10 protein-coding genes are annotated in these 11705 nt (G+C 58.8%); 9 read left to right on the top strand and 1 reads right to left on the bottom strand.

Annotated features, from left to right (window positions below; genetic code table 11):
• The first annotated feature begins 48 nt into the window (after positions 1-48).
• The 6 genes from AFL22_RS06110 (at position 49) to AFL22_RS06085 (ending at position 6632) form a co-directional block, all read left to right on the top strand.
• Complete coding sequence (locus tag AFL22_RS06110; RefSeq protein WP_010258906.1) at positions 49-1074, top strand: LacI family DNA-binding transcriptional regulator; 1026 nt, start codon at positions 49-51, stop codon at positions 1072-1074.
• A gap of 139 nt (positions 1075-1213) precedes the next feature.
• A complete protein-coding gene (locus AFL22_RS06105) occupies positions 1214-1963 on the top strand; it encodes a hypothetical protein (RefSeq protein ID WP_052270966.1) in 750 nt (249 codons plus the stop codon).
• A 9-nt stretch (positions 1964-1972) separates the two neighbouring features.
• Positions 1973-2938, top strand: coding sequence for a sugar kinase (locus tag AFL22_RS06100; protein ID WP_010258908.1), 966 nt, complete (start codon positions 1973-1975; stop codon positions 2936-2938).
• 32 nt (positions 2939-2970) lie between these two features.
• On the top strand, positions 2971-4251 hold the full coding sequence (locus AFL22_RS06095) for an MFS transporter (RefSeq protein ID WP_010258909.1): 1281 nt from the start codon (positions 2971-2973) through the stop codon (positions 4249-4251).
• A gap of 74 nt (positions 4252-4325) precedes the next feature.
• Positions 4326-5300, top strand: coding sequence for a glyoxylate/hydroxypyruvate reductase GhrB (gene ghrB, locus AFL22_RS06090; protein ID WP_010671603.1), 975 nt, complete (start codon positions 4326-4328; stop codon positions 5298-5300).
• 81 nt (positions 5301-5381) lie between these two features.
• Positions 5382-6632, top strand: a complete 1251-nt coding sequence (locus tag AFL22_RS06085; RefSeq protein WP_052270965.1) for a valine--pyruvate transaminase — start codon at positions 5382-5384, stop codon at positions 6630-6632.
• Here the strand turns inward: AFL22_RS06085 and AFL22_RS06080 are convergent.
• Complete coding sequence (locus AFL22_RS06080) at positions 6629-8080, bottom strand: PLP-dependent aminotransferase family protein (RefSeq protein ID WP_010671605.1); 1452 nt, start codon at positions 8078-8080, stop codon at positions 6629-6631. The genes AFL22_RS06085 and AFL22_RS06080 overlap by 4 nt on opposite strands.
• A 167-nt stretch (positions 8081-8247) precedes the next feature.
• Between AFL22_RS06080 and AFL22_RS06075 the strand changes: the two genes are divergently transcribed.
• The 3 genes from AFL22_RS06075 to AFL22_RS06065 are packed head-to-tail and all read left to right on the top strand — an operon-like array spanning position 8248 to position 11701.
• The gene (locus tag AFL22_RS06075) at positions 8248-9714 is read left to right on the top strand and encodes a hypothetical protein (protein WP_033785854.1); all 1467 of its coding nucleotides are present in this window, start codon (positions 8248-8250) and stop codon (positions 9712-9714) included.
• A gap of 17 nt (positions 9715-9731) precedes the next feature.
• On the top strand, positions 9732-11006 hold the full coding sequence (locus tag AFL22_RS06070) for an ATP-grasp domain-containing protein (RefSeq protein WP_052270964.1): 1275 nt from the start codon (positions 9732-9734) through the stop codon (positions 11004-11006).
• Positions 10994-11701: a class II glutamine amidotransferase gene (locus AFL22_RS06065; protein ID WP_052270963.1), complete on the top strand. Its 708-nt coding sequence runs from the start codon at positions 10994-10996 to the stop codon at positions 11699-11701. The genes AFL22_RS06070 and AFL22_RS06065 overlap by 13 nt, the downstream gene beginning before the upstream one ends.
• Positions 11702-11705: the final 4 nt, after the last annotated feature.

The following is an 11705-nucleotide window of genomic DNA, read 5'->3' as shown; positions in this document are numbered from 1 at the left end:
TTTGCTTGTGCTAGTCTCTGCCGGGTTTCTTATTACGCAGGATATCTCATGAAAATCAGGCCGCCTCGCGCCACCATCAGCGATGTTGCTCACGCGGCACGAACCGGTAAAACCAGCGTTTCACGCTATCTCAATGGTGAACTGCATCTGCTCTCTGCCGGTCTGAAAGCGCGGATCGAACAGGCTATTGCTGATCTCAGCTATCGCCCGAGTCAGATGGCGCGCGGCCTGAAGCGCGGACGTACCCGCCTGATCGGGCTGATTATCGCCGATATCACCAATCCCTATTCTGTTGATGTCATGAGCGGTATTGAAGCTGCCTGCCGCGAGCAGGGCTTCACGCTGCTGATGTGTAACACCAATAACGAAGTGGATCTGGAGCAGCACTATCTGCAATTGCTGAGCAGCTATCAGGTTGAGGGCATTGTGGTAAACGCCGTCGGGATGCGCGAAGAGGTGCTGAACCATCTGCAACAATCCCTGCTGCCGATGGTGCTGATTGACCGTAAAATCCCCGATTTTCCCTGCGATGTGGTGGGCCTGAATAACGCCGAGGCAGCTGAAACGGCAACGCGGCATCTGGTCGACAATGGCTATGATGCGCTGCTGTTTCTTAGCGAGCCGCTGGGCAGCGTCAACACGCGCCGTGAGCGCCTGCAGGCCTTCCGCCAGCTACTGGCAGAGCATCCGCAGGTTGAGCATGAGAATACGGAAGTGGCGCTGCATCAGCCCGCCGCGCTGGATCAGGCGCTGCTGGCCTTTCATCAGCGTCACACCGGCAAACGTTGCGCAGTGATGGTCGCCAACGGGGCGCTGACCCTGCAGGTAGCGCGATCGCTACAGCGACTCAATCTGCACTGGGGCCGCGATATCGGCCTGCTCGGTTTTGACGAACTGGAGTGGGCGGCGCTGGCCGGTGTCGGTATCACCACGCTGAAACAGCCCACCTGGCAGATTGGCTACAGTGCGCTGGAACGACTGATTACGCGCATCGAAGGCAGCGGATTGCCGGTTGCCGAGCAGGTCTTTTCTGGCGAACTTATCGTTCGCGGCTCCAGCCAGCCTCTTAACTGAATTTCAGATTTAACCTTCCGTTTACGTGCTCGCTTCGTGAGCACGATCATAATTTCACAGTTTGCTGCTTTGCTTTGGAACCGGTTCCATTTAGGGTTTTTGTATTCGTTATGGGCAGAACCCTGCCATGGAGTAGAACATGAAACCTGACATCATCGTGGTGACCGCCGCATATGGCCACGCACAGATCGCCGCTCTCGGCGGTCAGCGTGCGCTGCTGCCGATTATCCAGCAGGCGGGCGCAGACGGGGTCGAAATCCGCCGCGAACTGCTTGATGACGCGGCACTGGCCGATCTGCCGGCACTGGCCCGGGCGGTGGCGCAGCATCAGCTGCACAGCAGCTATTCGGTGCCCGATACGCTGTTTTGTGACGGCGGCGAAATCAATCCCCGTATAACCCACTACGTTGAAGAAGCACGCCAGTTAAACGCTCAGCGGCTGAAAGTGGCGCTGGGAGAGTTCACTGGTGCGCTGCCTCGCGAAGCGTTGCAGGCGCTGCTGGCAGATCTGCCGTTTCAGCTGACGGTGGAAAATGACCAGACTAAGCATGGCCGACTGGCTCCGTCAGTCGCCTTTTTCACGGCGGTCAGGGAAGCGGATCTGCCGATCAGCATGACCTTTGATATGGGTAACTGGTGCTGGACCGGTGAGGATGCCGATCAGGCGGCGCAGCAGCTGGCTGCGCAGGTGGGCTATGTGCATGTCAAAGCCGCCGTGGCGCACCAGGATAGCTACCGCGCGATTGCGCTGGATGAGGCTGATGACCACTGGCGCACACTGCTGCAACAGTTGCCCGCACAGGCACCGCGCGGTATTGAATTTCCGCTGGAAGGCGACGATCTGACTGCGGTGACACGCCACTACGTGTCGCTGCTGCGTAACGTGTAAGGAGTGAAGATGACCACGCATCACACTATGCATCACAACGGTCCGCTTGATGTTGTCACTATCGGTGAAGCGATGGCGATGTTCATCGCCCGTGAAACCGGCGACCTGGCCGCAGCAGAGACCTTTGTTAAACGCGCGGCGGGCGCTGAACTCAATGTGGCGACCGGCCTGGCTCGTCTTGGCCTGAAAGTGGGCTGGGTCAGTCGTATTGGCGATGACGCTTTTGGCCGGTTTATCTGCCAGCAGCTGGAAAAAGAGGGTATCGACCACGCCCGGGTGACGGTCGATAAGCGCTATCCCACCGGTTTTCAGCTCAAGTCCAAAGTCGATGACGGCTCTGATCCGCTGGTGGAATATTTTCGTAAAGGCTCGGCGGCCAGCCATCTGTCGGTCGACGATTTTAACGCGGACTATTTTGGTTCGGCGCGACATCTGCACCTGAGCGGTGTGGCGGCGGCGCTGTCAGAGAGTTCGCTGGAGTTGCTGAAGCACACCGCCAAAGAGATGCGCGCGCGCGGTAAAACTATCTCGTTTGACCCTAACCTGCGGCCGGTACTGTGGCGCAGCGAAGAGGAGATGCGTAAGCAGCTCAATCTGCTGGCGGAGTATGCCGACTGGGTACTGCCGGGCGAAAAAGAGGGGCTGATTCTGACCGGCTATCGTCAGCCAGAAGCGATCGCGGATTTCTATCTCGATAAGGGCGTGAAAGCGGTCGTGATTAAAACCGGTTGTGACGGTGCCTGGTATAAAACGGCGCAGGGCGAGCAGGGCCAGGTTGAGGCGATAAAAGTCGACAACGTGGTGGATACCGTAGGCGCCGGAGACGGCTTTGCCGTTGGCGTCATCAGCGCCCTGCTGGAAGGTCAGTCGCTGCCGCAGGCGATTCGTCGCGGCAACAAAATTGGTTCGATGGCGATTCAGGTCATTGGTGACAGCGAAGGCCTGCCGACGCGTCAGCAACTGGGCGACGTGTAGTTCGCGCCCCTCTACAGTCACAGGAGTTCCCGATGAAAAAGCAGACAATCGCGCCAAAACGCTGGTGGTTCATCATGCCCATCGTGTTTATCACCTACAGCCTGGCGTATCTCGATCGTGCAAATTTTAGCTTCGCTTCTGCTGCCGGGATTAATGACGATCTCGGCATCACCAAAGGTATGTCCTCGCTGCTGGGTGCGCTGTTCTTCCTGGGTTACTTCTTTTTCCAGATCCCGGGTGCAATTTACGCCGAACGCCGCAGCGTCAAGAAACTGATCTTCTGGTGCCTGATCCTGTGGGGCGGCTGTGCCTCACTGACCGGCGTGGTCAGCAACATTCCGATGCTGGCGGCCATTCGGTTTATTCTGGGCGTGGTGGAAGCCGCGGTGATGCCCGCGATGCTGATCTACATCAGCAACTGGTTTACCAAGTCGGAACGTTCACGCGCCAACACCTTCCTGATCCTGGGTAATCCGGTCACGGTGTTGTGGATGTCGGTCGTGTCAGGCTATCTGATCGAATCGTTTGGCTGGCGTGAGATGTTTATCTTCGAAGGGATTCCGGCGGTGGTCTGGGCGATCGCCTGGTGGTTCCTGGTGCAGGATAAGCCGGCGCAGGCGCGCTGGATGAGCGATGCCGAGAAAGCGGCATTGCAGGCTGAACTGCAGAAAGAGCAGGAAAATATTAAAGCGGTGCGCAACTACAGCGAAGCGTTCCGCAACCGCAACGTGATCATTCTCTGCCTGCAATATTTTGCCTGGAGCATCGGCGTCTATGGCTTTGTGCTGTGGCTGCCGTCGATTCTGCGTAATGGCACGCAGATGGGCATGGTAGAAGCGGGCTGGCTCTCCGCAGTGCCTTATCTGGCGGCGACCATTGCGATGGTGGTGGTCTCCTGGGCGTCGGATAAAACCCAGAACCGTAAGCTGTTCGTCTGGCCGCTGCTGCTGGTGGGCGCGCTGGCGTTCCTCGGCTCTTATCTGGTGGGATCGAACAATTTCTGGATGTCCTACACCCTGTTAGTGATTGCCGGTGCCGCGATGTATGCGCCTTACGGACCGTTCTTCGCCATTATTCCTGAGATGCTGCCACGCAATGTCGCCGGTGGCGCAATGGCGCTGATCAACAGTATGGGTGCGCTGGGGTCGTTTATCGGTTCATGGATTGTCGGCTATCTTAATGGAGCCACCGGCAGCCCGTCCGCGTCCTACATCTTTATGGGATCGGCCCTGCTGGTTTCGGTGTGGCTGACGCTGATTGTGAAACCGGCGCAGAACAAAGCGCCGCCGCTGCAGGGTGCGAAACCCGCCTGAAAGCGTAAACGTTAGCCTCTATTTCTCCGGGCGGCCTGCAAGCCGCCCGCTACTTATTGACCGGGAGCCACCGAATGAAACCCGCTGTAATTCTCTATAAAAAACTGCCCGACGATCTTTATGCTCGCCTGGCTGAACAGTGTGACGTGACGGAAATCAGCGATCTCTCGCCGGAAAGCCAGCAGGAACATGCTGCGGCGTTCCAACAGGCAGAAGGTCTGCTGGGATCGGGCGGTAAAGTGAATGGTGAGCTGCTGGCGAAGATGCCCAATCTGCGCGTCTGCTCCAGCGTCTCTGTAGGCTATGACAATTTTGATGTGGATGCGCTGAATCAGCGTCACGTGGTGCTGATGCACACGCCGACCGTGCTGACCGAAACCGTGGCGGACACCATGATGGCGCTGGTACTGAGCACCGCGCGTCGGGTGCCGGAACTGGATGCCTGGGTCAAAGCGGGCAACTGGCAGAAGAGCATCGGTCCGGCACAGTTCGGCATCGACGTGCACCATAAAACGCTGGGTATTCTCGGCATGGGACGTATCGGGATGGCGCTGGCGCAGCGCGCCCACTTTGGCTTCGGCATGAAAATCCTCTACAACGCCCGCCGCGAGCATGAAGAGGCGCAGTCGCGCTTTGGCGCACAGCGCTGTGAACGGGAGGCGCTGCTGAAGCAGAGTGATTTCGTCTGCATCAGTTTGCCGCTGACCGAAGAGACGCACCATCTGATCGGTGCCGCCGAGCTTGAACTGATGAAGCCGGATGCGGTGCTGATCAACGCCGGTCGCGGGCCGGTGGTGGATGAAAATGCGCTGATCGCCGCGTTGCAGGCGGGCAAACTGCATGCCGCCGGGCTGGATGTGTTTGAGCAGGAGCCGGTCTCTGCCGACTCTCCGCTGCTGTCGCTGCCCAATGTGGTGACGCTGCCGCATATCGGTTCTGCCACCCACGAAACCCGCTACGGCATGATGCAGGATGCGGTAGAAAATCTCCTCGCTGCACTCGGCGGAAGCGTCGAGAAAAACTGCGTGAACCCGCAGGCGCTGAAGTAATCCCCTCGCCTTTCCATTGCGCCCGCCCATGGCGGGCGTTATGGTGGACCCCCGATTCGCTATCACAAATATTTAACCGCTATGTCTTTTTCTCAGTTCGGCGACAAATTTACCCAACATTCCGGCATCTCACGTCTGATGGAAGATATGGGCGCGGGCCTGCGAACGCCCGGCACCATCATGCTGGGCGGCGGTAATCCGGCGCAGATCCCGGCCATGAACGACTACTTTCAGCAACTGCTGCAGCAGATGCATGAGGAAGGCAAACTCAGCGAGGCGCTGTGCAATTACGACGGCCCGCGCGGAAAAGCGACGCTGCTGGCGTCGCTGGCCGGACTGCTGAGCGATCAGCTTGGCTGGCCCATCACCGCACAGAACATTGCGCTGACTAACGGCAGCCAGAGCGCCTTCTTCTATCTGTTCAATCTGTTCGCCGGTCGTCGGGCCGATGGCAGCAAAAAGCGGGTGCTGTTCCCGCTGGCGCCTGAGTATCTGGGCTATGCGGATGCCGGCCTGGAAGAGGGGCTGTTTGTGTCGGCGAAGCCGAACATTGAGCTGCTGCCGGAAGGCCAGTTTAAATATCATGTCGATTTTGAGCATCTGCCGATGAATGAAGAGGTCGGGCTGATCTGCGTATCGCGCCCGACCAACCCCACCGGCAACGTGATCACCGATGATGAACTGATGCAGCTCGATGCGCTGGCACAGCAGCATGACGTGCCGCTGCTGATCGACAATGCCTATGGCGTGCCGTTCCCCGGCATCATTTTCAGCGAGGTGCGCCCGCTGTGGAACCCCAACATCATTCTCTGCATGAGTCTGTCGAAGCTCGGCCTGCCGGGTGCGCGTTGCGGCATCATTATCGCTGACGAGAAGACCATCACCGCGCTGAGCAATATGAACGGCATCATCAGTCTGGCGCCCGGCAGTATCGGTCCGGCCATTGCCAATGAGATGATCCGTCGCGGCGATCTGTTACGGCTCTCCGAAGAGGTGATTAAGCCGTTCTATCAGCAGAAGGTGCAGCAGACCATTGCGATCCTGCGGCGCTATCTGCCGGAAGACCGCTGCCTGATCCACAAGCCGGAAGGGGCGATTTTCCTCTGGCTCTGGTTCCGCGATCTGCCGATCACCACCGAATTGCTTTATCAGCGGCTGAAAACGCGCGGCGTGTTGATGGTGCCGGGCCACTTCTTCTTCCCGGGACTGGAACAGGCGTGGCCGCACACCCATCAATGTATGCGGATGAATTACGTGCCGGATGCAGAGAACATTGAGCGGGCGGTGCAGATTCTGGCGGAAGAGGTTGAGAACGCCTGGCGCGACAGCTAATCCTGCGAATCGGTTAACGACAGCTGGCACCACTGTGCCAGCTGCTGAATTGCCTGTTCCACTTCCGCATTCCAGCCAAAACCGGCATTCAGCCGGAAACAGTGATCGTAGCGCTGGTCGGTGGCAAAAATGTGGCCCGGCGCAATGCCGATGCCCGCGTTGCGCGCTTTCAGAAACAGCTCGCGCACGTTCAGCGCCTGTCGGGGCATCTCAACCCACAGCACATAGCCTCCTTCCGGATCGGACACCCGGGTTCCCGCCGGAAATTCCCGTAACACCGACTGACGCATTTCACGGATTTGTCGTGCCAGCTCACGCCGCAGCTTACGCAGGTGAGCATCATAGCCGCCGCTGCGCAGCAGCTCCGCCACCGCCGCCTGCGACAGCACCGAGGTGCCCATGGTTGAGGTATATTTCAGTGAGGCGATTTTGCGCATGTAGTTGACGCTGTGAACCCAGCCGATACGAATGCCTGGCGCCACGGTTTTAGAGAAGCCGCTGCAGAGAATGGCGTTGGGGCTGAAGGCGCGCATCGGGAAAGGGCGGCGTTCACCAAAGGCAGTATCGCCAAAAATATCATCCTCAATAATCACCACATCGTTTTCATCCGCCTGCCGCGCAATATAGGCCTTATGCTCGTTGGGAATGCTTTTTCCCAGCGGATTGTTGACGTTGCACAGGGTGAGAAAGACCCGCACCGCCTTGCGCTGAAACAGCCCGGTGAGCTTCGCGACATCGACATACCCTTCCGGCCCGGCTTCCACTTCAATCACCCGTAAATTGAGGTTATGCAGCATCTGCAGCAGCACGAAATAGCAGGGTGATTCCACGGCGACCACATCGCCCGGCTGGGTCGTGGCGCGCAGCGACAGCGAGATCGCCTCAATGCAGCCGTTGGTGATCAGAATATCGTCAGCGCTGATATTACAGCCGTAACCCACTGCCCGGCGGGCAATCTCTGTTTTCAGCGGCGCATAGCCGGTGCCCTTCACCGTATTCCCGAGCAGGGCCGGTTTGCTGTAGCCCATCTGACGCATCAGCAGGCCGATGCGCTTGACCGGATAGAGCGCACTGTCGCCGTTGGCCAGATCGAGACGCACCCGGCAGTCTGAGCCAAGCATCGCCAGATGGAGCTCTGTCTGCTCATCAAGCGGCGCGATGGCGCGCGGCTGTTCACTGACGGCGGGCAACTGACGGGAAGAGGGCCGCTGCGGAGCAACAAAAAAGCCCGATTTGGGGCGGGCAACGGCGTAGCGCTCATCTTCCAGCGTGCGCAGTGTCTTCAGGGCGGTGGTGAGGCTGACATTGTACTGCGTCGCCAGCGTGCGCACCGACGGCAGACGGCTGTCAGGTGCCAGCGAACCGGCATGAATGGCCTGCTTGATCTGTTCTGCGATCTGGCGGTAACGACTGCTCTGACTCTCCTGTTCCCCGATAATATCGGCCATCTGTTCCACCCCATATCGCGCTGATCTGTGCATATTCAACAGAGTACATTCAAAGTACTTTAGGCTGCATCTCTTAATTATTCATAACGCTAAACGGCCCGGCGACCCCGTCAGCCCCGGGCTTCAGACCATAAAGTGATTCTGTTCACCTGAGGAAAACGTGAGAAATGAATAATCTGCCCGCCATGATGAAGGAGATGGAAGCGTATCTGTCACCCGCCATCATTGAGTCTGCTCAGCGCTGCTCTCTTCGCCTGCTGGCAGCGTTGCCGGATCAGCAGCAGCTGGAGAATAACCGTGTGCTGCTCGCCTATGGCGGGGGAAAAGACAGCAGCTACATGGTGGCTTACGTGCGTTACATTCAGGGACTGATCTGGCAGCAGCAGGGCAGCACCTTTCATCTGCGGATCAGCACCAATCGCCATGCGGCGATGAATCAGAGCGTAATGGAGAATATCCACCGCGTTTATCAGTCGCTGGCGATGCATGACGATGAACGGGTGGAGTGCCTGGTGGTGGATGGCCTGCTTATCCGGCCGTTTGACCGCGACCTGCCGATGCCGGAGAGCGTGCGGCAGCAGAACCGTAATGATGTGCTGATGAATGGCCACCGGTTTCGCGCCGACGCGCGCTCGACCTTCTGCAACGCCTGTAATCTCAGCATGGTGAACTCCTTTGGCCTGGCGGCAGACTATAACGGTGGCGTGGACCTGATTGTTACCGGCGACTCGCCACAGGAGCAGGCCGCCTATGTCGCCTGGGCGCGGCACCTCTCACGGCTGTTTGATGCGCCAGTGGCGGACAAAACCCGGGGCTTCAGCGGGTTTCTGCAGACGCTGGATGGCGTGGCAGAGCGCTACTTCAGCGATGTTTATGGCGCCGATCAGCTGACGCCTGCGCACCGCATCACCCACCAGCTGGCGCGCAATCCACTGTTCTTCAACATCTATCAGGACACCGCCTATGAAGCGGGCGCGCACTGGGCACTGCTCAGCGAATTTATGCGCTTCCGTTTTGATGCGCTGATGTTCAGTTTTTCCGAATCCGACTGCGGTAATCCGACGCTGATGGCGCACCTGCGCGGATTGCGGGCAGAAACGCTGCTGCAGCGCCACTATGCCGAAGGGATCCGCGAATATGTGCGCTTTGCGCTGGGACTGATGGTGAAGAAAGATTTTCCGCCCGCGCTAATCGATGAGATGGCGGCGCGCTATCAGGATGACGCCGCGATCCAGCGGCAGCGGCAGCGCGCGGCGGACTTCGCCATACAGGCGTTTGACCTCAGCGAAGATCAGCTGATCTGCATGATCTACTCCCCGTTCCTGGCGCAGGGAGAGCAGCTCGGACACTGGCTGATGCAGCAGCAGATTACGCTGGATGAGGCGGCCATCCGCGACCTGCTTGAGCAACGCAGTGAAGATCGCGCGCTGGCACAGCAGTTAACCCGGCTCTCCGGCATGACGCTGACGCAGATGCGGCACTGCTGGCAGAGCAAGCCGGTCAGTTCGCTGCTGGAGGGCAAAAGCGCCGATCCGCTGTCGCGCGTGCTGCGTTTTGATCCCCACAAAGCGGTGATTCAGGTCAATAACGGTGTGCTCAATGACATCGTGACAGAAATCATTTCCGGGCGATAACCCGGTAAGGCGAGGCGATGAAAAAGATTTTTCTGCAAATTGGCGCCACCCGCGACGGGCAAAATCCTTACTGCGCGGTGGCGAAGCGCGACGGCTATTTTACCGTGCTGGCTGAAATGGGTGATTTCGTCGATTACCAGTCGTTAAGCCTGGCTCTGCCGTTTGATCTGATCATTCGCCTCGATCGCCCTGAGAATCCCTGGGAGGTGATGCAGGCCTATCTGCACGCCGGTTTACTGGCGCATCCGCTGGTGGTGCTGGCGGGCTTTGAAGCCTACAACGCCAGCGCCGGACGACTGCGCGAGATGCTGGCCGGGCCGGATGCGCCCGCCGCCTTTATTCCGCTGGATAAATATGCGCAGCGCATGGCGCTGAAAAAAGCCTGGCCGCGCTTCCCGCAGCCGGAGTTCCGCTTTTTCGCCTCGCCGCTCAGCATTCTGGATGCCGGACAGGCGCTGATCTATCCCTGCGTCGTGAAGCCGGTGGATGGCGGCGGCGGCCTGGGCATCTGGCTGATTGAGCATGCCGATCAGCTGCATAGCGTAGTGAAACAGCTGGTGCAGACCATGAATTACGGCGGACGCGGCTTCAGCGGCTTTATTGTGGAAAGCGCGCTGATCGGCGATGAGTTTTCATTACAGGGCGTGGTGCATCAGGGACATCCCCAGGCGCTGACCTGCTGCCAGAAGGTGATTGAGCAGCACCGGGATGCTGAGGGCTGCGTCAGCTTTTATGAGTCGGGGCATGTGGCGATGGCGGCAGCGGCCCTGCCAGCCTCATTCAGCAGCCTGATGACATTCTGTTGCGAAACCTTTGGCTACCGTCAGGGTGCATTTCATATCGATTTTATTGTGGTCAACGGCGTGCCACATTTCCTGGAGATGGGGTTCCGGCTCTCCGGCATGGGTGTGGCGACGCTGGTGCAGGAGGCGACTGGCATCAACTGGGCGGAAGTCACCTTCCGGTTAGAAGCGGGCGGCGCGTTACCTGTCTTTGCCTTCACCACACCCGGTGCGGTCGGCCAACTGCGGTTGCGGCAACCGGCGCAGCTGCAGGCTGCCGAACGCTGGATCGATCAGCATCAGCAGGGCGCGCTGTTACCGCCACTCAGATTGCCTGCGTTACAGGTTTCGTCACGCTCATCGCTCTATGCCGACCTGACGCGTCACGCGGGCATTCTGGCCACTTTCAGCCTGACGGCCACAGCGCGTGAGCCGATTATGACCACTTTTCAGCAGGTGATTGCCGCGCAGCCGGTGGCGGCCGGGAGAGATAAAGTATGTGCAGGATGATTCTGGCGCATGGCCGGTTCGACAGCACAGAAATTCTGGAGGCGGCGCGCGCCATGAGCTGCGGTGAAAGCGCCGAACACGATGGCCCGATCAAATCACACCCTAACGGCTGGGGCTGTCTGTGGCTCGAAGAGGGTGAGATTCGTACCCTGCACGGCACCGGCGCGTTCGCAGAAGCGCTGCCGGGTATCGATGTGGATCGCCTGCGCAGCCGGTTTCTGGCGGTGCATGTGCGGCACGCCACGCTGAGTAAAAATCAGGGACTGGCGTTTTCTCATCCGCTGTGGCGCAACAGCGCCGGACATCAGTGGTACATGATGCATAACGGCTTTCTGCCGACGATTTACCGCCAGCTCGGTCTGGCCGAATCGCGCTTCGATTCAGAAGAGTATCTGCGTTATCTGGTGGATCAGACCACGCCTGCCGATTTCACCCGCGACTATCTGCGCGCAAAGATGGCGCAGGTAGAGCCGGGCGGCAGCGCAGGGAATGCCATTTTCGTCACCCGTGACAAAGCCTGGGCGTGGCAGTGGTATCCGCACGACACGCCCTGGCCTGACTATTTTACGATGCATTTTCAGCAACAGGATGGTTGCACGCTGATCGCCTCTGAACCCGTGGCAATACCAGGCAGCGCTGGCAACTGGCGGCGAATGAACAATCATGAACTCTATGAAATACCGTTTAGGGAGTGATAAA

This window comes from Pantoea sp. CFSAN033090 (genome assembly GCF_001264395.1).
GTDB lineage: Bacteria > Pseudomonadota > Gammaproteobacteria > Enterobacterales > Enterobacteriaceae > Pantoea > Pantoea agglomerans.
This window is presented reverse-complemented; position numbering and strand designations above follow the sequence as displayed.